This is a genomic window from Neobacillus niacini (assembly GCF_019749295.1).
In the GTDB taxonomy this organism is placed as follows: domain Bacteria; phylum Bacillota; class Bacilli; order Bacillales; family Cytobacillaceae; genus Neobacillus; species Neobacillus niacini_D.
This window is the reverse complement of the sequence record NZ_JACWFG010000011.1, coordinates 69,603-94,073: the sequence shown is the minus strand read 5'-3', so window position 1 is coordinate 94,073 and position 24,471 is coordinate 69,603. Positions and strand designations below refer to the sequence as shown.

Genomic DNA, 24,471 nt, shown 5'->3' with positions numbered 1-24,471 from the left:
CAATCTCCTATCGTAAAGTTTTCTAGTTGACTATTAAAACCAGATTGGCCAGCCTGGCAGTGTACCTTTTAATACATCAACATATAAAAAATATACAAGTCCTGAAAAACAAGCAGATATGATAAGGGAAAGAATCACTTTTGAACGTTGCATCGTTTGAAAGCAAACGAATAAAAATAGAAAGGTAGTAATGACATACCCGATTGTTTCCAACGTTAAGATATAGAGCAAAGTTGTCGTAAAAATGATTATGAAAGGCTTGTACTGTAATTTTTCTTTCGTTCCATAGTGATTCTTCGTAATAAATGTTTCATAAAATAAACGAATACTTAATAAGACAAGTGCGCTTCCAAGAATGAGTGGAAATATATCAGGTCCAACTGCACTTCCATAAGAAGAACTCTCAAGATTCTTACTTCCAACAATGAAAAGTACACCTACAGCGAGAAACAATACTGATGCAATGTAATCGAACTTTAATGCCATTCCTAATCCTCCTTCAATAAACCAAGGGGAAGGAGAAAGTTAACTCCTTCCCTTCTTTTTTACTTTTGCATTCCTAATGCTGTTAATAATTGCTGGACTTGGGTTTCTTGCTCCTCTAAAAACTTTTGGAAATCAGAGCTGTTTTTATATTCTAATTCCCAGCCTTGTGTCTCAACTTCTTTTTTCCATTCAGGAGAATTAACCAGCTTATCAATGGCTTGTTCCCAATATTGTTTTGCTTCTTTAGACATCTTTTCCGGACCGAAAACTCCGCGCCAAATTGTAAACTCTGCATCGACACCCTGTTCTATTGCAGTCGGCACATCTTTAAAATCACCTGCTAATCGTTCGTCTGAGGTAATTGCTAACACCCGCACCTTACCCGCCTTTAAAAATTCTTTAACACTTGAGGCATCGGTACCAATTACATCAGCATTACCTCCAAGTAGTGCAGTTATTGCTTCACCGCCGCCATCATAGGAAACGTATTTCACTTTTGTTGGATCCACTCCATATTTATAAGCCGGGAGAATGGAGATTAAATGGTCCATAGAACCTGGTGCAGAACCACCTGCAAATGTTAGTTTACTAGGATCTTTCTTTACCTCTTCCAAAACTGATTTTAAGTCTGTAAATTTGGAATCTGCTTTTACAACAATTGCCCCGAAATCTTTTGTCAGCTGTGCCAATGGGGTTGTATTTTTGTACCCGTATGGACTATTCCCTTCTTTTTTCAGATTGTTAATAACAATCGGTGGTGAATTGACAAAGAGCATGTCATTATTTTCAACTTGCTGGGTAGCATATTCAGCCATGAAGACAGCACCGCCGCCACCAGGCTTATTCTCAACTGTCAATGGCTGATCGACTATCTTCGTTTCACCCAGCACTTTTGTAAACGAACGAGCAGTTAAATCCCAGCCGCCCCCAGCCCCTGAAGGTGCGACAACTGTAATCGCTTTCGCAGGATAGCCAGTAGTTTCTTCTTTCTTACCTGGGCTTGCTGTTTCATTACTGCTGCTGCAAGCACCAAGGCTTAGTGCCAATGCTCCAGCAAACATTACTGCTGAGATTTTTTTAATAGAAAACATTTCATTTCCCCCTTGTAAACGTTTTCTTAATTTTACAAAACTTTTGAATTTTTAATAGATTATACATTTAAACAGCATTAAAAACTTATTAACCATTTTGTTCATTTTGTTCACGAGGGATAAAACTTACCCATGTAATTCAATGTCACAAAAGCTTAAGGCTTAATTCTGCTAATTTTGTGACAATTGATATTTCTGATTAAATAACAAAAGCCGTACTAGTGAGCTAATCACTGTACGGCTGAAAAAAATCATAATTGGCAAAAAGCCATTTAGTTACTATTTCATTTTGATACGGATGGAACGTTAAATTGGTTTTTAGCTTTGTTTAATTGTATATGAGAAAAGGCAGCGGTATTTAGATTGTTTAATTGATTCTCAACTTTGTTTCCATCAACAGCTATTCCAATAAATACCTTTTTATCCATCTCAATCTCGCGTTCTCCTATTAAAGTCCAACTGACTCCATCAACAGACCCTTCAGCTCTAAAAACATTACCTGTTCGTTTCAGTTTAAGAAAATAACCCAGTGGTTTGTCTTTATCTTTAAAAGGTATATCGTTTAGTAACGCTACTCCCGATGCTAATGCATTTTCAGGAGAATCAAGGTTTTCACCTAATTCGTCCATATTTCCACCTTGTTCATAACGGGCGGCTAAATATGCAGACCATGGATTCCGATAGTATGTTGTTCCATTTTCCTTCCAAGAATAAGATTTTGTATAAGAAAGACCCAAAGCAACACTTTTCGCATCTTCTTCAAGACTCTCACGGATCATTAACCCTGCAAAAGCATGATGATCCACAGGTGTCATGGTCTCTACTTTTGCAATCAATTCTCCATCTCCTGCCAAATTACGGTAAGTAAAATGGAAGTTATCATTATTCTCTATTAATTTTCCAGAACCTTTAACAGTCATAACATCATTAGCTAATGATGCATGACCTGGAATATTTGGAGTTCCAATATCCTTTGATTTCCATTGTTTTAAATTAGTTTCGCTATTGATATGAATAACAGAAGCAGTTGCCTGTGTTTGTAGACCCGATTTATCTGTTACTTTTGCAGATAAATAATAGGTACCATCTGGTAAATTGGTACTCATCCTAAACGGTTCCTTTGTAACCGTTCCAATAATTTTATCTCCATTGTAAAATTCTACTTTTTCAATGTCTGTCTTTCCTTTTACATCCGCTTCAATCGTAATTTGATCACTTGTTTTATAAATCTGATTATTTGCAGGGGTTTTCAATGATATTTCTGGGTTATTTGGTGTATATTCTATATCTGCCAATGAATTCACGTAGGTTTCTATATTTGTATATCCGCTATGATTTGCTGATATTTCACTGCTATCATCAGCATTACTCGGATCTAATCCATTCTTCATCTCCCAGTCGTCCGCTATTCCATCATGATCTTTATCAAAATCTTCTGATCGAGTAATTACAGCTGTGTATGGGAGTCCCCCTACTTCTTCATGGCGATTAACGAATCTACCTTGATTATTCTTCACTTCATTTATAATTCTAGCATCCAAGGCATCTCGTTTTGGATAGGTTGCTCCCGCTTTTGCTAATACCTCATGATATGCTTCCTCAGCAGAAGTAGTTCTTAGTGCCTCCATGGATGTACCATCCATCTTAAACTCTTCATCTACTATTTCTGTAGATGGGGAAGCACCTTCAGAAACATAAATACCTTTTGAATTATCGTTGGATACTTCAGAATTTCCTTCTAGTACATTTCCATTAATGTAAAATTTACCTGGTTTGTCTTTCTCCCCAGCGTCCATCACCCGTGATTCTACACTGGTACGTGTGCCTAATCCTGGCTTCATATAATTATTCATATAATTCGCATAGGCTCTGCCGCCACCGTATGCAGTGTTAAAACCCCAGTTATATATTACATTATTTCTGATATCAAATAAGCCAATATGATTGTTGTCATCTGCCTCGGCAGTACCACCGCCTAAACGAGGGTTTCGAGAAGTATGATTAGCTACTAGATTGTGATGATAGGTAGTGTTGACTCCACCCCAAATGCCGCCATACCCATGGCGGCCTTTCGTATGACCGCTCATCGCTAAACTTTCTGCTACAATTGACCACTGCACAGTCATATTTTCCGCCCGATATAAGGACATTGTTTCATCAGTCGACCAGCTTGTTGATATATGATCTATCATGACATTCTTCATACTTCTACCCCAAATGGCGTCCATGGAATCACCGCTATGGACATTTTCAGCTCCTGGACGGAAGCGAAGGTATCGAATAATAACATTCTCAGAATCACTGATATTGGTTTCGTATCCAGTTAGAGTAATTCCATCCCCTGGTGCCGTTTGTCCGGCAATCGTTATATTCTTTCGTTTTCGTAGAGATAATGGTTCTTTTAGATTAATTGCTCCAGAAATGTTAAAGACGATAAAACGATTGTCCTTACTTAAGGCATCACGTAAAGATCCTGGAATTGCCTTTTCTCCAGTTCCATAGTCTTCAAGAGTATTTACGATATAGACATCCCCAAATCTCCCACCGGAAGTATAACGTCCCCCACCTTCTGCGCCAGGAAATGCAAGCACTTTATCAATATTTTTAACTTCAGTTATGGCATTCACGTTACTATCTGGTACTATTATTAAACTTGATATAGCTAATGCCGCAGTAATGATCGAAGCTTGGATTTTCTTCCCTTTTAATGACGGTTTTTTCAAGATTTAATCATCTCCTATGAAAATAATTTCGAGTGCTTTTTCTGATTGTTACAGTGAATCTAGTCCACGATAGTCAAAGAAATCAAAATCAGCATACGATCCAGCTTTCCTATCCATATCATGAACAGCAATTCCTACGAAGTTACCTGTGAATCCTCCCGCTAAAAATAACAATTCTTGAGGTTCTCCAAGTTCTTGCCAATGAGTTTTGTCACCCATGCTATAATAAAAACTTCCAACTGGTCCATTGACTTCAATCTTTAACTCTACTTCGCCATCTTCTGTTGGAATGATGTCCGGAGATAAAGTAAATTCACCATCACAGCACTTCATCAATCGAAGGACACGACCATTTTTCTCATCATAAGTCAGGTAGGAATAAAGGTAATTACTATCATTCAAGTACAGCAGTAAACCTGCCATTTGATTATAGGTTTTTGGGGTATAATCTATTTTCGTGGATGCATGAAACTTGAAATCCTTTTGGCGAATAGCCAATATATGATGTTCAAATAAGGATTGAATGGAATCACCAGAGATTAAACGTAAATACCCTTCTCGACTAGCTAAATCACACCAAGAGTCATCCGCTAAAATACGCAGGCTATTCCACTCTTTGTCGAGAACATCCGTAAAATCATCTCTAAAGTTAGTATTTTTTCTTTGTACAAGTGGATCTGCCGTAACAATTTCTGTTTCTACTAATGGTCCATTGCCGCCATCTACTAGTCGCAGCCAGCCATCTTCTGTCCAATAAACCTCTTGAATTGCGGTTTCACGTCCTAAAATCGCTGCTTTTCCAAGCAATGGGCGAGTACATAAATAGACCATATACCAGTTGCCCATTGGAGTTTGAACAATACTGCCATGACCTGAACATTGTAAAGGTGATTCAGGTTTATCACTAGCTGTTAACAGGGGGTATTGAGGATCCAATTCATATGGTCCGGTAATCTCTTTGGCACGACAAACCGTAACGGAATGACCAGAACCTGTTCCACCTTCTGCGGTAATTAAATAGTAATAATCATTATGACGATAAATATGCGGGGCTTCTGTTTTTGCCAATTCTGTACCGTCAAAAATTTTATAGACAGGTCCCGCTAAACTTTGTTTTTCTAGATCATATTCTTGAAGGACAACCCCGACTGATTTATTGCCTGTTTCAATACGATAATCCCAAATTTCATTTAGAAGCCACTTTCGTCCGTCCCGATCATGGAATAAAGATGGATCAAAACCGCTGCTATTTAAGTACACGGGTGTTGACCATGGTCCATTGATACTTGGTGCTGAAATTAAATAATTATGGCTGTCTTTAAAGGGGCGTTTTGTACTCTTTACATCGGTGTAGACAAGATAAAATAAACCGTCTGCATAACTAATTTGAGGTGCCCAAATACTTCCGTTTTGTGGATTACCGCGTAGATCCACTTGATTTGTTAATAGATCGGTTTCATGTTCCCAATTCACTAAATCTTTTGATTGATACATACGAACGCCTGGCAGCCATTCAAAGGAAGAAACAGCAATATAATACGTATCCTCCACCTTCAATACATAAGGATCTGGATTAAAGCCTGGCAAAATCGGGTTGACTATTTTTGTTCGATACATGTCCCGCACCTTCTTTTTCGTTTATTTTTCTAAATAGGCACAAGGCTGCGGCTATAAAGAAAAGAAAAGCTAAGGGAAAGGCAATAAATTGGGTACCCATTAAAGCTGCTAAGCCGGCAAATATAAAGAACACTGCTCCCCTTTTAGGATATTTATTTTGCCAAATTGATAAAGCTGCGAGAGCAACTAGAATAAATACAATTAGCAGGGTAACTCCAAACCATATAGCTAACGCTTTCACTGCTTCAAAGCTCTCTGAAATGTATTCCTCCGAAACACCCTCCTGCAGGATAGGAAAAACGGTTGTCTCGTAAGTATTTTCCTCCATGGAAGTTATCGTCAATGAAAACCCGCCTAGGAAAATAACACAAAGTATGACACCTGCTATACCAATCATCACTTCCCATTTCCTCTTCATTCTTCATGTTCCTTTCCTATTCATCTATTTGTATAAAATCGATTCAATCTAATGTGTTTATATCACTTTGACAGGTATAGGTATTGTTAATTTCTTTATAAGTTACGGTTTTTCTATTTGCTTTGTTTCCCCAATCATCCCATCTATTTTGATGTATATGTGAACCTGCCAAACAGCTTTCAAATGTGGTTTTTGCATAGCTGCGCCATGGCCTTCCTAGGAAGACATTGCTAACATCTGCCTCTGCCGTTAACCAGCACTGATAGAAATAAAAACCTTTTTTATCTTTGGGTGTGGAAGCAGCAGTAATGTACCCTTCTTTGTTGAGCGGTCTTTTCAAGGACTTAATTTCACAGCCTTGGAATAGTGCTTCTCCACCACCAAAAATAAAATCAATATTTCCTTCTATATAGCAGCTCATAAAATGGCTTTTATTCTCTTGAAAGATGTTCCTTATTTCAGGAGTAGAAAAAGGGAGGCCGTTTTTTTGCAATTCTGGCAGCGGACCTAGACAAACGGTGTCTTGATACCCTTTGAAGGAACAGTTTTTAAATGCTACGTTGTTTCCTTCACTATATAAGGCGACCGCCTGACCTGCCTTTTCTCCTGGTCCTGCATTATTAATAATCTCAAGATTTTCTATACTTATATTTTCACCATTAATAAATAGGGTTGCCGTTTGAAAGGTACCTATTTCTCGTAGATGTTCATCTTTTTGTAAAGCATATCGATTTCCTATCAACTTAACAGAGCCTATTCCTATCATGGTAATGTTAGATTGATATAAGGTAATATTTTCATAGTACTCTCCACTTAAGATTGTAATCTTTACTGGTCCATTTTCTTCACGACAACTATCTAGAGCCTCTTGAATAGTAGGAAAATCGCAAATTTCATTTTCTCCAACAACTATACTCTTAACAAAATTTATAGATGGTTTTTTAAGAAAGTTATCCATAGTGATCTCATTTCCTTTGTTTCCTGGTGTCCGCCTGTAAGTATGCATCCTTCCCAATTCTCCGGAACACACTGTTCTTCATAGGTCCTTTTCAATTGTTCATTTAAAAACTGTGCTCCTTCAATCGGGCACATTCGATCATCCTTACCGATCATGCTGAGGCGTGGTCTAGGGGCAATCATTTCTTGAACGGCAAATGTTGAAAAATGTTTTAAAAACCCAGGGACATAATAATAGAAACCATGATGATCTAAGCCGCGTTTCTGTTTTAATGTCTCAATATCCACTTGGGCTGCGATGTCCACTGTCACCTTTATACGCTCATCTAGGGCAGCTAACCACCAACTCATTAAACCACCCATACTCATCCCGATTGCTGATAATCTGGAAGAATCTACATCTGATCGGGTTTCTAGATAATCTATCAAGGACATGTTATCGAATATCCGCATCCCCCACAGCGTTTGACCATCTAACAGCATTTCTTTTACCAACTCACTTTCTTGTTTGCCTTTTCGTTGGTTAAAGCCCCACATATCAATACAACAAACAGCAAACCCAAGTTCGACTATCGATTCAACGAAGGATGGGGTTTGTAAATAGGAGGAACTGGTTAAGAGTTCTTCCTTCCCTTGGTCAAAGTTGCCGCCATGAGAATGATTAAAAATAACCGTTGGCAAAGGTTCAACAGCATTTATTGGTTTTGCGAAATAGGCAGGGACGGTTTCGATATCATTTAACTGCAGCATTAAACTTTCTAATACAAACCCCTGCCTTGTTTCTACATTTATTAATTGTGCAGATATCTCTTCTGATTTTGAACGTTCTCCTAACAAATCGATGAGATGTTTACGCCTTTTCTCAATCACACTACCCCTACTTCCTTAAGAAGTTCTTCTTGCACTTTTGTGTTTTTAGACTTACAGCGGGTAATCTCTACATCCTCACTATATTCCACATGGAAAGCTGGACCTTCGTGATTCTCAATCGTGACTGAATTAAACAGGATGTCTTTCGCAAAACCCACATAAAAACCTCGATTATTCATATCCTCTATTCCTGCCATCATCGCTGGTTTCCCGGGAATTGCATCTTCTGCCATAGAAATATCAATGTTGTTAAATGTAATTTCGGACACGTATTGCTCCGCTAAGCCATAAATAAACCCAGCTGATGCATGGACATTTCGAGCTGAAATATTAGAGAAATGTATTCTTCTAAAGGATGGTGTTTCTTTTGTTATAGGGTATGGATTTTTATCCCAGACATATTTATCTTTTCCTTTAGGTCCGCAGAAGTAGTACAGGTTCAAAATAAATGGACACATGACCCGATCCATGACAATATTGTCGATACGAATATCCTCAACTACCCCGCCGCGTCCACGCCGTGATTTAAAACGAATTCCCCTATCCGTGTCCTGGAAGGTGCAGTTACTAATCGTTACATTTCGGATGTCCCCGCTCATTTCACTGCCTAATACTACTGCCCCATGTCCATGAACCATCGTACAGTTGGTAATGGTAATGTTCTCACAAGATACCCTATCCGCAGTATCTTCCGTACCAGCTTTAATCGCAATACAGTCATCTCCTACATCAATGTGGCAGTTTGAGATTCTTACGTTTCTACAAGATTCTGGATCAATTCCATCTGTATTTGGTGAGTCTGATGGATTAATAATAGTAAGATTATCAATCGTTACATTGTTACAACGGATTGGATTTACGGTCCAGCTAGGTGAGTTAATTAAGGATACATCTCGGATTGAGATGTGTTCACATCCATCAAAGCTAATCAATTTTGGCCGTGGATATGCCAGCTTTTCTCGCTCATTTCGGAAAATATGCCACCACTTCTCCCCATTGCCATCAATTGTGCCAAAACCCGTAATAGAAATGTTTTTTGCATCTTCTGCATATAAACAAGACGCATATACCTCTCGAACAACACCCTCCCAACGAGAAACCACCACTGGATAGTCCTCTTGTTCATCCGAAAATTTCAATGTAGCTCCCGCAGACAAATGGAATTCAATATTATCTTTTAAAAATAAAGCACCTGATAAAAATACACCCGACGGAACCACGATTTGTCCGCCACCGTTTTTATAGGCTTCATCAATCGCCTTCTGTATATATTGGGTACATAAACTACCATCGGCCAATGCACCAAAATCGGTAATATAGTAAGTGGTCATATCTTTACTCCTCGTTCATGACTTCTTCAAATTCAGCTAAAGCCTGTAGAAACGCGCCAACCCCTTTTTGGTCATTACAAATTATCGGTTCACTAATGTAATACGTGTAGCTGCCATCCCTTTGATCATCGCCGCCAAGTCCAGCAACCTGGCAATTCTTATTTAAATTCACCAAGCCCTCTTTTGTTAGTAAAACAAATTCATTTAATAATCCTTGATGTGATTTCTTTAACTGTGCTTCCCATACTTGTTGATCTAAAACTCCCAGGCGAATTCCTCTCGCTATTGCACATACAAACATGCTGCTGCATGAAGCTTCTAAGTAATTCCCTTTTTCATTTCCCTTATCTGTTACTTGATACCAGACACCACTTGCTTCATCCTGGTAGTTTACGAGTGCTTTTAATGTTTTCTCTAGTATCTGTACAAGAAAGTCACGATCAGGTGTATCTTTAGGAAGGATTTCTAATGTATCTACTAAAGCCAATAAATACCAGCCCATAGAACGTCCCCAGAAGTTCTCTGACAAACCTGTTTCTTTATTTGCCCATGGCTGCACTTTTTTCTCATCCCAAGCGTGATATAAAAGCCCGGTCTTTTCATCTATTAAATGCTGATAACTAAGTTTAAACTGACGAATGATATCCTCTAAACCATCCCCGTTAGCAAAGGTTGTTTGATATTCTGCATAAAAAGGTGAACCCATGTATAAACCATCCAGCCAAATTTGATAAGGATAAATCTGTTTATGCCAAAATGCCCCTTCAGATGTTCTAGGGTGTGTTTCGAGCTGACTGCGTAATAATTCAGCAGCCTTTCGATACTTTTCCTTTCCGGTTTCTTTGTAAAGGACAAATAACATTTTTCCATTATTAATGTGATCGATATTATATTCATCTAGTTGATACCCTTTAATTGAGCCATCTTCTTGAATAAAATAATCCATATTCTCTTTAATATAGTTAAAATATTTAGGATCGCCTGTTTGCTTCCAGACTCTCTCAAACCCTTTAAATACCACTCCATAATCATACGACCATTTTCCTTTATATCCTTTGTCCTCATACAGACGAGGAAGCCTTTCCATAATTGAATCTGCTGTTTTTACGGACCAATTCATACCTATCATTCTCCTATTCTCATAACTATTATTTTCGTAGTAGTGAAATTTCTGACCTGGCAGGATGTAGAATGGAGGTACTTTCTATTGAACAAAATTCAATAAAAAGACCTCCATTGGTGATTATTTTGCCTCTTTATGTGCTGCTTTATATTCCTCTTTTATTGTTTTGCCGCCTTGTTCATTCCAATTTTTAACTGCCTTCTTATAATCCTCAAGTGTGATATCACCTAAAATGTATTGATAAGTAGCATCCGTAATAATCTTTTGTAATTCCGAACCTTGTGTAGTGAAAGTTGGTGATTCTAAAGGAACGGCAGGGTTAAATACCGCATATTTTGCGTTTTCAGCAATCATATCATCTGCTAATGCTTTAATTGGGTTAGGATCTTTTAGACCATAACCGTTTTCTTTCGGACGTGAAGAAGCAAAAGGCTGAACTTCTTGCTGCCATAAATCCTGGTTAATAATTTCATAGGCACCTTCATCATTGAGCTTATAATGTGTACCTTCAATTCCGTAGGTCATTAACGTATAGGTTTCTGGATCTAGTAAATCATTAACGAATTTTAACAGACGTTTTAATTCTGCTTCATCCTTTACTTCTGAACGCGGGAATGCTAGCAATCCTCCAATACCATTACCTGCAGACCAAATGGCTCGTTCAGAGTTTGAGTTAGAAGTCATATCATTGACTAAGGCAATTTCCATATTATCTTGGACACCTGCGGCCATTGTTTGTAGGTTTTTAGCATCAAATAGGGCTCCCACATAAATACCAGCCTTACCTTGAGCGAAGTTTTGCTGTTGATCTGTTTTGGCTGTTACAGCAAAGTCCTTGTTAATCCACCCATTCTCATATAACTCTTTCATGTAGTCCATCGTTTTAATGTAGCCATCTGTTTCAGACTCAGCTGTAAAGTTGCCCTTACTGTCAACCTGCCAATTATTTGGTGTACCATGATATGAACTTAATGTTTTGAAAGCACCATAGATTAAATCGCTGCGATCCATAAATCCAGTCGTATCATTTTTACCATTGCCATCAGGATCATTCTCTGTAAACGCTTTCGCTACTTCCATTAATTCTTCTGTTGTTTTAGGAACAGCCAAACCTAATTTATCTAACCAATCTTTACGAAGAACAACACCATTTCGAGCTAAATCTTTTTGGAACGGCACGCCATAAAGCTTACCCTCGATAGACGCTGAAGTGCGGATCTCTTTTGAAATCGCTTTTAAGTTTGGAAACTCATCTAAATAATCTTCTACATTCCAGAACATTCCTGATTTCAAGGCATTACGAACAGAAGAATTTTCCAAAATGGTTAAAGTAACAATATCTGCTAGAGAATCTGAAGCTAATGCTGTATTCAGACGTTCCTCTTTTGAAGCATCTGGGATCCAAGAGAATTTAATTTCTGAATTTGTGTTTTTCTCTATTTGGTCTAACACCGTATCGGTCGGCGGTGAGGCTGTATGCAGAATGTTTAACCACGAAATCTCTGTTTTGCTATTTTTATCTTCTCCTTCTGAGGAATTGTTGTTGTTAGATGTTGTACTGTTGCACCCTGCTAATAGAAGCGCACTTGCTAAACTAACACCGGCTAATTTTGATACCTTTTGTTTTTTCATCCCAATTCTCCTTCGCATTGTGGTAAATACTTTTATCTTCTATCTCTTCTTTGGCATCCATCGTTTCCATTCTTGTAAACACTTGATTTGCTGTCCATGTAATCAAATAGAATAAGAAACTAATACCTAGAAAGGTTAAAACCCCTGGAAAAAAAGTAGTTGCTGCCCAATAAATGACACCGGTAACCAAAAATAGTACTAGTGAATATTGCAGGCAGGAAAAACCGAATAGTAGAGACATCTTCATTTTAAAGAGAATTCCCTTCCAATTATAATGAGCCATAATCGGAAAGATATAAACGAGTGATAATAAATAGATAAAACTGATCAAAAATAATGCGACCCTGACATACCAATTGGCTACATGCATTAAATCGACGATTAAAACAGTACCGCCTATGAGATAGATCCAACTGATGATGACAGATTCTTTGAAACTCTCTTTGTAATATTTCCAGAAGGTTTTAAAAACCGGCAGGCTATTGTTGCTCCGAACCCATTGCCTGCAAATACTAACCAAGGCATATGTGGAGGGGCCAATACCGAATATACCTAATCCTAGAATCGTAAAGAGTATCCATAGAAAATTCACGTATACCAAGTTAAGGATGATCAATAAAATGTGATTTAACCTTTCTACTGATTTCAGCAAAATATCCCCTCCTTTTTTTCACTAATAGACGCCATCTTCTCCAAATTTCTTCGCTAATTTGTTTGCAAGAATGACTAATACCAATCCAACTAGACCTTTAAATAAGCCCACAGCAGTACTAAAACTTAACTGACCATTCTTCAAACCGGCTGTGTAAATATAGGTGTCGAAAATTTCTGCAACACTACGGTTTAATGAATTAAGTAAAAGATACATATGCTCAAAACCTAGATCAAGAGTGCTTCCTATTTTCAAGATTAATAGCGTAATAATAATAGGACGAATGGCGGGCAAAGTAACATGCCATGTTTTTCGAAGCCGCCCAGCACCATCCATTTCAGCAGCTTCATATAATTGAGTATCCACTGCAGTAATCGCTGCTAAGTAAATGATCGTTGACCAGCCTAATTCTTTCCAAATGATTTGTGCGATGTAAACGGTCCTTGTCCAATCAGGTGCAGTTAAGAAGCTGATTTTCTCCATCCCTATTAATGCTAAAAACTCATTAATAATACCTCCATCCACATTCAGAAAGATAAAAGAGATGGAAACAATAATTACCCAAGACATAAAGTGAGGAATATATATCAGCGTTTGAATACCAGCTTTAAAATATCTGTTCTTCACTTCATTCAGCATGAGAGCCACGATGATCGGTAATGGAAAAAAGATAACAAGATTTAAGGCAAACAAAATTAATGTATTCTTTAATAACATAAAGAAGGTAGGTTCCGTAAATAAACGAATAAAATGTTTGAGTCCGACCCATGGACTTCCCAAGATCCCTAAGAATGGCTGATAGTCTTGAAAAGCAATAATGAGACCTGCCATCGGTAAGTACTTAAATATAAGGAAATAAAGTACTCCTGGGAAAATCATAAGGTATAAGATTTTATTTGTTTTTAATCCCGCTAAGATTTTTTGTCTTTTTACAATTTTTTGCTGCCTTGCACTCAAGATGGGCAATGATTGATTATTTTGATTCACAGCACCTTCCATTTCTTTCCTCCTCTTATCATTTTGTTTTCCTTTCTTGCTCTAAGCATACTGAAAATGAAAAATTACGTACATAATCATTTTATGATTACGCTTACAAAACCCTTTGGTATCAATGTTTTTTCATATGGTATCCACCATAATGATAGTTTTTTACAGTTGGTGATTATCCCATTATCGTGTGAAATTTCTACCATGAAAGCGTTATCTTTGTTGTTAAATCAATAGTGGGATATTGATTATATACGTAATTTGGATGTGATGATAAGGTTGGTTTATCTTACTAAAAGATAAATAGATTACTATTTTGGAAGCGAGGAGGATTTATATGAAGAAAACGAGAACGATTAAAAAAAACAAAGGAGGACTAGTCTTTCCCATAATAAATGGAACCATTCTAATTCTGATTGCCCTTATTTGTTTTCTTCCATTTGTCAATGTGATCGCAAGTTCATTCGCATCCACCCAGGAAGTGGTGGCAAGAAAGTTTATCTTATTTCCACGTACTTTTTCTCTGGATGCCTATCGCTATATTTTATCAACGCCTACCCTCTTTAAGTCATTAGCGGTTTCCATTGGAGTAACTGGTATAGGTACTTTAGTTAGTATGGTTCTCACCGCTTTAATGGCATACGGCTTATCTCGAAAATATCTAATAGGAAGAAACTCCATTAATTTTATCGTTGTGTTCTCCATGCTTTTCAGTGGCGGGATGATTCCTACCTTCCTAGTTGTTAAATCAGTTGGTTTAATTGATTCTTATTGGTCATTAATATTGCCAGTTGCAATTAACGCCTTCAACTTAATTATTATGAGAAACTTTTTCCAAGCCTTACCTGATAGTTTAGAAGAATCGGCAAAAATGGATGGCTGCACAGATTTGGGTGTCTTCGTTAAAATTATGCTGCCACTGGCATTACCATCAATAGCCACTATTTCATTGTTCTATGCCGTCACCTATTGGAATACGTATATGACTGCTATTCTTTACATCAATGATTCTATCAAGTGGCCGATACAGGTATTATTACGTCAGATTGTTATTGTATCTAGTGGAATGCAGGCAGAAGGGTCTTCAGTAGATGTTGTACCTCCAGCTCAAACGATTAAGATGGCTGTTATCGTAATCGCTACTGTTCCAATGTTAATTGCTTACCCATTTGTTCAAAAGTATTTCGTTAAAGGGGCATTAGTTGGATCTGTAAAAGGATAAAATATATATCAAACAAAAAAAGCTTCTGCTGTAGAAGCTTTTTTTGTTTGACAACAGTTTTAATGCATATATTCCTTACGATAGTCTCCAGGGGTCATTCCCAATTTCTTTTTGAAGAAACGAATGAAGTTTTGAGAGTTCCGATATTGCAAGCGTTCGGCAATTTCTTTAATGGCTAAATCGGTATCCTTTAACAAGGATTGTGCCATTTGCAGACGATAATTCATCAGATAGTCTACAAAATTCTCCCCATATTCTTTTTTAAATACATTGCTTAAATAGTTTGGATTGTAATGCAATCGATCTGCAATAATATCCAGGGAAATTTCTTGATCATATTCCGTTTGTACAATATACACAATTTTTTCTGACAAGGATTTAAATCCTCTTTCTGTCTTATCATGTGTACTGATAATGACAGGTTTGATTAAATCGTTCATCAACATTTCCTTGATCTTTTCTGGATAATAAGCATTCATGGCAGCTTGGTACAATTTCTTTATATTTTCAAAGATTTTTGATTCTGCACCTAATAGTTGTCCTAATTGTACGAGTTCATTTATTACGCGTATTAAGGTGACTCCTAAGCTAATAGGGTTTTTATTTAATCGAAAGATTTCTTCCACCAGCAGGTCAACCTTGTTCATAACCTCTTCCTCATGTCCAGAACGAATACCATTCAATAACTCATTAAGTAATTCGACCGGGAATTTGGAAATAGACGCGTCATTTAACATCGACGAGATATCATTATAGAAAATAATCGACTCTGGTCCAACATTTACTCTGTAATGCAGTGATTCCTTTGCTAAATCCACCGCTTTTTTACTCTCTATTAATGATTCATAGATTGGGCTGATACCAACACTACTGATAATATTCAGCGATTGTTTCACGGCAGCTTGGATTTCCTCATAGTATTTCATAATCCGTCGCTCAGGTTCTTGTTCGCTTTTATCTAAGATAAAGATTGTCGCCTGCATTTCATCATTTAATACGATTGGATTTAAGCGTTCATCCTTAGGGACAATTTCTCCCACGATATTATTAATGGCCAATAATAATAGATTTTTATCGCCAACCTGTTGTTCATCAATAGTGTCAATTTGTATCAAACCAGTATAAAATACCTTTTCCTCTTCAAAATGATAACCAAATTGCTCTAACCGATTCATGACATCGTTTTCAGAAATTCTTTTTCTAAATAAACTTAAAACAAATAATGTCTCTAATTGAGGTATCTGCTTAGATAGACTAGCTGTTAACTGTTCGTTTTGCCCAACAATTTTATCAATAGAATCCGCTAAAAAGGAAAGTTCATTTTGTTTTTTATGTATTCCGTGTATGTCCAGTTTTTCTTGTATCCTCTTAATCGGCCGTGTGTATGATAACGCCAGCACATATGAAATAATTCCCACTAATAATATCAATAGTGCCGATACAATAATAAGTCCTACCCTCGTATTATGGATGATACTGCCAATCTCATTTTCATCTATTTCCACTACATAAAGCCAGTGATTATAATCTGACTGCATATAAACATATTTCTTTCCATCGTCAGTTTCTAAAACATTGGCAGTTTGCCCGCTTTCGTTAGAGACTGCTTTAAAATCTTGAAAACTGCCTTTTTTTACTTCATTTTCCTTCATCATGCTAGAGTAAAGCAATTGATTTTTTTTATTAAAAATTTCAACAATAATGTTTTCGCCACCTATAATCTGTTCAATGCTTCTTCTAGGAATATATGATATGCCTAAAGCGAATTTATCCCTCTTATACATCGGTAAAGTCATGACCATCTCGATTCCCGATTTTAATGGTTTCCAAAAGAGGCTATTGTTATCATTGTTAATATATGTATTTTTATATTCAGTAACCTCCTCCGCTGAAAGTGTCTTCAAAGAACCATTATTGATTCCCCAGTTCCCATCCAAGCTTACTAAACTATTATTACTGCCTTCTATCCCCATCATTTCTATGTAACTCAATTCTTTTTTGATATCGCGGTATGTATCAAAGTCTTTACCTGACAAAGGTTTTCTAAAAATCTCTTCAAAATTGGAAGTCGCACTGTAAGCAGTATATCCATATTCGATTGTTCTAACTTTTTGTTCAACATTTTGAAGAATTTGTTTTGTATAATTCTTTTTATCCTTTAAGAAACTTTCTTCAACGGAATTATAAGTGGAATTGTAAATAAATATGCTAAATCCAATAACAAGCCCTATACCCACTAAGAAAAACGGGATAAACAGTTTGTAAAACACCCTAGCTTTTCTCAACCATTTCACTCCTTCGTTACCTGTTTTCCACTATATTTCAAAAAACTCAATTTTCGAAATTTTGATAACGCTTACGTAATAATAAACTACAATTTCCATATTTACAAGACTTGTCAATCTAGCATTTACCTATTGTATGTTATATGCATTGACACATAAACTCTTACATAATAAAATGTTAACGTTAACATTTATACAAACAATTTATCACTATCTTCAATGTTTAAACTAATTATTGAAAGAAATCGGTTCTAATTTTGTTTTAACATAAAAATGTTAACGTGTACATATGCTTTTAGCAGTAATTAATAAGAATTTTAATACTTAGGAGCAAATCTATGGATAATCTGATAACCATTTATATAGCAGGAGATTCGACTGCTGCTATGAAACTACCAGAAAAAAGGCCAGAAACGGGCTGGGGTGAAGCATTTCAGGCGTACTTTAAAGAGAATGTAAAGATTGAAAATCGCGCCGTTAATGGCCGCAGCACAAAATCATTCATAAACGAAGGTCATTTAGCTAAAATCGAGAATAGCATTCAACCCGGAGATTACTTAATCATCCAATTTGGTCATAATGATCAAAAAATAGAGGATCCTGAACGCGGAACACAACCTTATGGTGATTACCAAGATAATCTCAGCCAATTCATTCAGGTTGCTTATCAAAAAAATGCCTATCCATTATTATTAACATCCGTCACTCGCCGAAAGTTTGAAGACGATAAAATTGATAGTATGTCAGTTGGAGATTATCCAGAAGCCATGATTCAATTCGCGCAAAAAAACCATGTACCCTTATTAGACATACATAAGAGCACCAATGAGTTTATGGGGAAAGCCGGTGATGAGGAGTCAAAAAAATACTACTTGCATTTACCTCTGGGTCAATCCGATAACTACCCTGAGGGGATTACGGACAACACCCACTTCAATGAAGAGGGTGCGAAAATTGTTGCTCAATTGATTATTGAAGCAATCAAACAAAGTAATTTACCTCTAAAGAACCTACTAAAATAGTACAATTTGGCTTTTTAACAACCTTAACAAGGAGTTGAATCAATGGAGGATTCCTTTGTACAGCAAATTTATAACAAAAATCAGAAAAATTCCTTTAAGGTACTAGTCGGATTATATAAAGGAAACTACTTAAGAATATTTTATTCAGCTGTTTTCTTTATCATTAAACATATCCCAGCATGGGTGATGCCGATTGCAATTGCGAATGTTATTAATGCTGCTACGATTCAGGAAGGCGGCGGCATTCAAACAATCTATCTTAACGCGATCATTATGATTATATTGGTACTTCAAAACTTCATAACAAATTATTATCATACTAAACTGCATAGTTATGCGATTCGCAGTGTGGAATCGGGTTTGCGCGCCTCGCTTATAAAAAAGCTGCAAGAACTTTCAATTCCCTATCAAAAGGAAATGCAGTCTGGCAGGCTTCAATCTAAAATCATGCGAGACGTAGAAGCTGTCCAGACACTTGCCTCACAAGTGTTTGTTAGTAGTTTAAATATAATTGTCAATCTAGTAGTTGCCTTAGCCATTACGTTATATAACAGTCCTACTGTATTTCTATTTTTTATCTTAACTGTACCGATATCAGCTCTTATCATTGTTGTCTTCCGTAAAAAAATCAAAACCTCCAATTCTGAATTCCGCCAGGAAATGGAAGAAACCTCTGCTCGTGTTATTGAAATGATTGAATTAGTACCTATTGCACGTGCGCATGCGTTAGAGAATCAAGAAGTACGCCGTTTAAATCACCGGTTCCAACAAATATTAACAAAAGGTTTTCAATTAGACATCATTCAATCTGTATTTGGTTCTGTAAGTTGGGCTAGTTTTCAAGTTTTTCAAATTATTTGTTTAGTTTTCACTGGTATTTTGGCATTACGTGGTTCCATTACGCCTGGTGAAGTAGTGATGTATCAAACGTACTTTACAACAGTCGTAAATGCTGTTTCTAGTATGATAACATTAATACCTACAATCGCTAAGGGCCTGGAATCAGTAAACTCGATTGGCGAAATTTTAACAGCCGGTGAAGTAGAAAATCATGAAAATAAACCAAAAATTAAGAAGGTAAATGGAAATTTTTCCTTACAACAGATTTGTTACCGGTATCCTGCTAGCGATAAAACAATTCTCCAAGATATTAACTTAGAGGTTAAACAAGGAGAAACAGTCGCATTTGTTGGCGAATCGGGCTCTGGGAAATCAACCATTTTGAATTTACTCATTGGGTTTATTCAGCCTACTGAAGGAAAAATTCTTTTAGATGGTCATGATATGTCTTCCATTGATTTGCGATCCTTCCGACATCATTTAGCAGTAGTCCCTCAGTCTACCATTTTATTCTCTGGAACCATTCTCCAAAATATAACCTATGGCATGCCTTCAGTTACAGAAGAAGAAATTAAAAAGGTCTTATTAGCCGCAAACCTCTGGATGTTATTCAGAAGCTTCCTGGTGGATTGAACACGAAGATTGGAGAACATGGGGATAAGCTTTCAGGAGGTCAAAGGCAAAGGGTATCTATCGCAAGAGCCTTAATTCGGAACCCAAAGGTCATTATTTTAGATGAAGCCACTTCTGCATTAGATAGCCATTCTGAGAAAAAGATTCAGGAGGCCTTGAATACTTTATGCCATGGCCGGACTACCTTTATCGTCGCTCACCGTCTTTCGACGATTCGTAATGCAGACAAAATAGCAGTGATCGAAAATGGACGCTGCGTAGAATTCGGAACCTACGATGAGCTAATGTCTTCTAAAGGGAAGTTTTATGAATTGAAACAATTGCAAATGTAGCTTCTCTAGCTAATAGTGTGATAGATGCCAAAGGAAACCAGCCTGGCATTTTTTTGGCGAGGGCCGGTTTACGCGTTTAAGGTAAAAAAATCCCTTTTTATAGACTGTAGCACTGTCTACTCAAAAGGGATTTTTTAAGTCTTAATTATAACGTAACTCCGCTCTTAAAAATCGAAATCTCTCTAAAGTCATTTTTCTCATTGTTAACAAATTCACCGCTTGCCACTTGAACAATATAATCCACAAAATCATTTAACACCTGTTCGGGAAAAACTCCATCCTCCAACAGTGTCCCTGCATTGAAATCAATCCAGTGTGGTTTTGTTTCATAGATTTGAGTGTTCGTTGAAACTTTCATCGTTGGAACAAAGGTTCCAAACGGTGTTCCCCTGCCTGTCGTAAACAATACCATTTGGCAGCCGGCTGCCGCAAGAGCTGTTGATGCGATAAGGTCATTTCCTGGCGCACTTAAGAGGTTTAATCCTTTTGTTTTTAGTGTTTCGCTATATTTTAAGACATCGACAATGGTGCTTGTTCCCGCTTTCTGTGTACACCCAAGGGATTTGTCTTCTAGTGTCGTGATGCCTCCAGATTTGTTCCCTGGGGACGGGTTTTCATAAACAGGTTGATTATGACGCAAAAAGTATTCCTTGAAGTCATTAATTAGATCTACAATCTTTTCAAATACTCTTTCATCTGCTGCACGTTCCATTAAAATCGTTTCGGCTCCAAACATTTCCGGGACTTCAGTGAGGACGGTTGTTCCTCCTTGGGCAATTAAGTAATCTGAAAACTTACCTAGAAGCGGATTAGCAGTTATACCAGAAAAACCATCGGAGCCGCCACATTTTAAACCAATTTTCAATTCTGAAAGAGGAACGGTTTCTCTTTTATCATTTTTGGCATTTTCATAGATTTCCATTACCAGTTTAAAACCTTCCTCGATTTCGTCGGTAACGTTTTGAGAAATCAGAAATTTCACTCTCTCCTCATTCACTTCACCCAACGCCTTTTTAAACTCTGGCAGCTCATTATTCTCACAGCCTAGACCTAAAACAAGAACACCACCTGCATTGGGATGCTTTACTGCATTAATCAGTATTTGTTTTGTGTTTTCATGGTCATCTCCCAGCTGGGAACATCCATAGTTATGCTTTAAGACAAGGACATTGTCAAAGGGGCTAATGTCGCCAACATGCTTCTCAAACCGTTTAATAATCTTCTCGGCAATTCCGTTCACACATCCTACCGTAGGCACAATCCATAATTCATTCCGAATTCCAACATTACCATCTCCCCGGCGGTATCCCTGGAAGGTTCGATTTTCATTATTAAATAGATTCTGAGATTCCTTAAACACGTATTGGTATTCCTGTGTTCCTGAGAGATTCGTTTTTGTGTTATGAGTATGAACATGTTCACCAGGTGCAATCAAACCCAGTGCATGCCCAATCGGATAGCCGTATTTGATAATATCCTCATTTTCATAAATATCTTTTACAGCTATCTTATGGCCGCGGCTGATATCCTCTTTTATTTGTATATTCTTCCCATTAAGATGTATCGTTTCATTTTGCTTAAAGTCTCTAAGTGCTAGAATAATATTATCGTTTTCAGTGATTTGAAGAAAATCCTTCATTTGAGCGGCCTCCTTCTAAATAGATGTTTCAAACAATTCTTTAAGAGCTTCCTTGACTCCCATTTTATAGATATTAAGGAGGTTTATACTGACTGTATTTTCTAAATTTGGGATTGAGGTCAAATCCAGCCCCCAAAACCTTTCCTCACCAAGAATCTTGTTAACAAGTTCCTTCATAGTAAGCTCATGCTGCTCAAATTTTTCCCAGTTAGTTTTAAAGAATTGCAAACTTACTGGATCATCCTGAAGTTCAATTACATCATTTCCTCTTTTACCTCTATAGAAATAAAGCAGGCTGCTTAATGAAAACACCATTCGTTTTGGCAGAGTGTTATATTTTTCAACATAATCCAATAAAGCGGGCAGGTTTCTGGTCTGAAATTTAGAAATTGAGTTTAGTGCTATGCTCATTAAATAATGCTTGATATATGGATTAGCAAAACGGTTCATCACATCATCTGCATAGTCTGCCAGCTCTGTTTTACTTCCCTCTAAGGTTGGGATTATTTCCTCTGCAATCATTTCTTTTATAAACATGCCTATTTCTTCATGATTTACACTTTCTTCCACCGTACTTAAACCGTAAAGATAAGCAACCGGAGTCATCGCAGTATGTGCGCCGTTTAAAATCCGGACTTTCCGAATCCTATAAGGAGATAAATCATTGACAATCAACGTGTTAAGCCCTGTGCCTTCCACTTTCAGCTCATTCTTTATCCAATCCGGCCCCTCAATGACCCAAAGGTGATACTGCTCCCCTACCACTATCAATTCATCCTCATATCCAAGTTGTTCGGTTTTTTCTTTATAGGAATCGGTTGGAAATCCCGGTACGATTCGGTCTACAAGGCTTGAACAGAAAGTATTCGCGTTCATTACCCATTCAATAAATTCATCCTCAAGGTTCCATAAGCTTGCATATTGCAACACAATTTCTCTCAGTCTTTCCCCGTTTCTTTCAATTAGTTCACAAGGAATGATGATGCAGCCACGCTTTTCATTACCGGCAAACGCCTTGAAACGGTGATAGAGGAACGCTGTCAACTTTCCTGGAAAACTCATTTGCGGCCGATCCTCCAACTGGTCTGATGGATCAAACATTATTCCAGCTTCCGTCGTATTCGAAACAATAAATCGGAGATCCTCTGTCCCTGCGAGCTTAATATATTCCGGATAATCGGTAAATAGATTTATACCCCTGCTAATTGACTCAATTACCTGATGCTGATTTACCAATTGTCCTTCTTTAATCCCCTGTAAATAGAGGGTAAACAGTCCATCCTGATTATTTAGCCTTTCAATCTTGTTATTTCCTCGCGGCTGGACAACCACTACACTTCCATTGAAATCAGTCTTTTCATTAAGGACTTGGAATTGCCAGTCAATAAACCCTCTTAAGAAATTCCCTTCCCCGAACTGAAGCACCTTTTCGGGATACGAGGGATAGTCATGGTAAATTTGATTATTTAGTCTTTGCACAAATCTTTTCCCCTTTCGGTAATGCACACGTTAACATTTTTGTTCATAAAGAAAGGTAAACTAACCTCTCTTCTTAACAGAATCTCTTATGATTAATTCAGTATTGGCAAATACTTTTTCGACATTTTCTTCTTGCCCTGTTACAAGAGAAAGGATTTTCTCCGCACCTAGTACACTGATTTTTTCTACCGGTCGTTTTACTGTAGTCAGCTTTGGTGTCGTGTATTGGGCAAAACCAATGTCATCAAATCCAATAATGGAAATGTCATTGGGGACATGTAATCCATTCGCAAACACGGCATTCATTGCACCAATGGCCATATCGTCATTGGAACAAAAAACGGCAGTCGGAGGCTTTTTCAAGGATAGTAATTTTTCCATACCCTGATAACCGCTTTCCATATCATAATTTCCGCTCACGGCATACTCCGGTTGAATCGAAATGCCACTATCAATCAACGCAGTTAGATAACCTTCCTTACGCATTTGCGTAGATTTAAAGGTTGATATTCCTTCTATGACTGCGATGTCTTTGTGACCGCAATCAATCAAATACTGCACTGCTTGTCTTGAACCCTCTGTATCATTAGAAAGAATATTTATGATATCATCTTCTTCAATTTCTCTGTTCAGCACAACAAGAGGAATTTCCTTTTGCAGGACATGATAGATAAAAGAATGATCCCGTACACTCTGGCTCATTAATATGATCCCGTCAAATCTTTGTGAATTAATACTCGAATAATCCTGGTAATCATCGATACCACGGATAAACAAGTTATATTCCTGGCTAATGACACTATTTACACCTTTTATTGTATCTGCAAGAAAGCTTGCGGAAGTACCATTGCTAATGCTTGTTAAAAATAGACCAATCGTATGTGACTTTTGCATGACTAGACTTTTAGCATTGTAATTAGGGGTATAATGTAGCTGGGAGGCAATTTCAAGGATTTTTCTCCTTGTTGGCTCTTTGATAAGCGGGCTGTTATTTAGTGCCCTAGAAACAGTTGTATGGGATACATTGGCCAATTTAGCAATATCTTTTATTGTAACCATTGTCTGACCTTCCTTTTGCATTCTCTATTTTCGTTCATTATACCTTATCAGCCCTGCCCCGCCAGCTTTCATC

General features: G+C 37.3%; 20 protein-coding genes. 4 read left to right on the top strand and 16 right to left on the bottom strand.

Translation table 11 applies throughout. The features are described from left to right. Positions 1 to 33: 33 nt before the first annotated feature. From H0184_RS14375 to H0184_RS14320, 12 genes are all read right to left on the bottom strand, one after another. Positions 34 to 486, bottom strand: a complete 453-nt coding sequence (locus H0184_RS14375; protein WP_221826454.1) for a tripartite tricarboxylate transporter TctB family protein — start codon at positions 484 to 486, stop codon at positions 34 to 36. Positions 487 to 545: 59 nt separating this feature from the next. Continuing rightward, positions 546 to 1,577: a Bug family tripartite tricarboxylate transporter substrate binding protein gene (locus tag H0184_RS14370; protein WP_221826452.1), complete on the bottom strand. Its 1,032-nt coding sequence runs from the start codon at positions 1,575 to 1,577 to the stop codon at positions 546 to 548. Positions 1,578 to 1,861: 284 nt separating this feature from the next. Next, positions 1,862 to 4,300, bottom strand: a complete 2,439-nt coding sequence (locus H0184_RS14365) for an Ig-like domain-containing protein (RefSeq protein WP_221826450.1) — start codon at positions 4,298 to 4,300, stop codon at positions 1,862 to 1,864. Positions 4,301 to 4,348: 48 nt separating this feature from the next. Then, entirely contained in the window at positions 4,349 to 5,917 is a 1,569-nt protein-coding gene (locus tag H0184_RS14360; protein WP_221826448.1) for a glycoside hydrolase family 43 protein, read from the bottom strand. Next, the gene (locus H0184_RS14355; RefSeq protein WP_221826447.1) at positions 5,874 to 6,335 is read right to left on the bottom strand and encodes a DUF4064 domain-containing protein; all 462 of its coding nucleotides are present in this window, start codon (positions 6,333 to 6,335) and stop codon (positions 5,874 to 5,876) included. The genes H0184_RS14360 and H0184_RS14355 overlap by 44 nt, the downstream gene beginning before the upstream one ends. Before the next feature lie 43 nt (positions 6,336 to 6,378). Further along, complete coding sequence (locus tag H0184_RS14350) at positions 6,379 to 7,293, bottom strand: pectinesterase family protein (protein ID WP_221826445.1); 915 nt, start codon at positions 7,291 to 7,293, stop codon at positions 6,379 to 6,381. Beyond that, positions 7,263 to 8,159 (bottom strand): dienelactone hydrolase family protein, encoded by an 897-nt coding sequence (locus tag H0184_RS14345; protein ID WP_313771785.1) that lies wholly within the window; start codon positions 8,157 to 8,159, stop codon positions 7,263 to 7,265. Before H0184_RS14345 ends, H0184_RS14350 begins: the two co-directional genes overlap by 31 nt. Then, the gene (locus H0184_RS14340) at positions 8,159 to 9,493 is read right to left on the bottom strand and encodes a glycoside hydrolase family 28 protein (protein ID WP_221826443.1); all 1,335 of its coding nucleotides are present in this window, start codon (positions 9,491 to 9,493) and stop codon (positions 8,159 to 8,161) included. Before H0184_RS14340 ends, H0184_RS14345 begins: the two co-directional genes overlap by 1 nt. 4 nt (positions 9,494 to 9,497) lie before the next feature. After that, complete coding sequence (locus H0184_RS14335) at positions 9,498 to 10,613, bottom strand: glycoside hydrolase family 105 protein (RefSeq protein ID WP_396953597.1); 1,116 nt, start codon at positions 10,611 to 10,613, stop codon at positions 9,498 to 9,500. A gap of 123 nt (positions 10,614 to 10,736) precedes the next feature. Beyond that, entirely contained in the window at positions 10,737 to 12,266 is a 1,530-nt protein-coding gene (locus H0184_RS14330; protein WP_221826439.1) for an extracellular solute-binding protein, read from the bottom strand. Continuing rightward, positions 12,211 to 12,900: a YesL family protein gene (locus tag H0184_RS14325; protein WP_221826437.1), complete on the bottom strand. Its 690-nt coding sequence runs from the start codon at positions 12,898 to 12,900 to the stop codon at positions 12,211 to 12,213. Before H0184_RS14325 ends, H0184_RS14330 begins: the two co-directional genes overlap by 56 nt. 21 nt (positions 12,901 to 12,921) lie before the next feature. Beyond that, complete coding sequence (locus H0184_RS14320; protein WP_260631617.1) at positions 12,922 to 13,779, bottom strand: ABC transporter permease; 858 nt, start codon at positions 13,777 to 13,779, stop codon at positions 12,922 to 12,924. Between the two features lie 445 nt (positions 13,780 to 14,224). On the opposite strand from H0184_RS14320, the gene H0184_RS14315 reads away from it, so the two are divergent. Then, entirely contained in the window at positions 14,225 to 15,109 is an 885-nt protein-coding gene (locus H0184_RS14315; RefSeq protein WP_221826433.1) for a carbohydrate ABC transporter permease, read from the top strand. A 59-nt stretch (positions 15,110 to 15,168) separates the two neighbouring features. Here H0184_RS14315 and H0184_RS14310 read toward each other — a convergent pair whose 3' ends face one another. Further along, the gene (locus H0184_RS14310) at positions 15,169 to 17,403 is read right to left on the bottom strand and encodes a helix-turn-helix transcriptional regulator (protein ID WP_313771767.1); all 2,235 of its coding nucleotides are present in this window, start codon (positions 17,401 to 17,403) and stop codon (positions 15,169 to 15,171) included. 329 nt (positions 17,404 to 17,732) lie between these two features. On the opposite strand from H0184_RS14310, the gene H0184_RS14305 reads away from it, so the two are divergent. Genes H0184_RS14305 through H0184_RS14295 form a run of 3 tightly spaced genes read left to right on the top strand, consistent with a single transcriptional unit; the run spans position 17,733 to position 20,221 of the window. Further along, entirely contained in the window at positions 17,733 to 18,416 is a 684-nt protein-coding gene (locus tag H0184_RS14305; protein ID WP_221826418.1) for a rhamnogalacturonan acetylesterase, read from the top strand. A 42-nt stretch (positions 18,417 to 18,458) separates the two neighbouring features. Further along, positions 18,459 to 19,889, top strand: a complete 1,431-nt coding sequence (locus H0184_RS14300; protein ID WP_221826417.1) for an ABC transporter ATP-binding protein — start codon at positions 18,459 to 18,461, stop codon at positions 19,887 to 19,889. After that, the gene (locus H0184_RS14295) at positions 19,886 to 20,221 is read left to right on the top strand and encodes an ATP-binding cassette domain-containing protein (protein WP_221826414.1); all 336 of its coding nucleotides are present in this window, start codon (positions 19,886 to 19,888) and stop codon (positions 20,219 to 20,221) included. The genes H0184_RS14300 and H0184_RS14295 overlap by 4 nt, the downstream gene beginning before the upstream one ends. 145 nt (positions 20,222 to 20,366) lie before the next feature. On the opposite strand, the gene H0184_RS14290 is transcribed toward H0184_RS14295, so the two are convergent. The 3 genes from H0184_RS14290 to H0184_RS14280 are packed head-to-tail and all read right to left on the bottom strand — an operon-like array spanning position 20,367 to position 24,398. Then, entirely contained in the window at positions 20,367 to 21,860 is a 1,494-nt protein-coding gene (locus H0184_RS14290) for a UxaA family hydrolase (RefSeq protein WP_221826406.1), read from the bottom strand. A gap of 15 nt (positions 21,861 to 21,875) precedes the next feature. Next, positions 21,876 to 23,339 carry a tagaturonate reductase gene (locus H0184_RS14285; RefSeq protein ID WP_221826404.1) on the bottom strand — a complete coding sequence of 488 codons (1,464 nt, stop codon included), beginning with the start codon at positions 23,337 to 23,339 and terminating at the stop codon, positions 21,876 to 21,878. A gap of 60 nt (positions 23,340 to 23,399) precedes the next feature. After that, the gene (locus H0184_RS14280; protein WP_221826402.1) at positions 23,400 to 24,398 is read right to left on the bottom strand and encodes a LacI family DNA-binding transcriptional regulator; all 999 of its coding nucleotides are present in this window, start codon (positions 24,396 to 24,398) and stop codon (positions 23,400 to 23,402) included. Between the last annotated feature and the right edge of the window lie 73 nt (positions 24,399 to 24,471).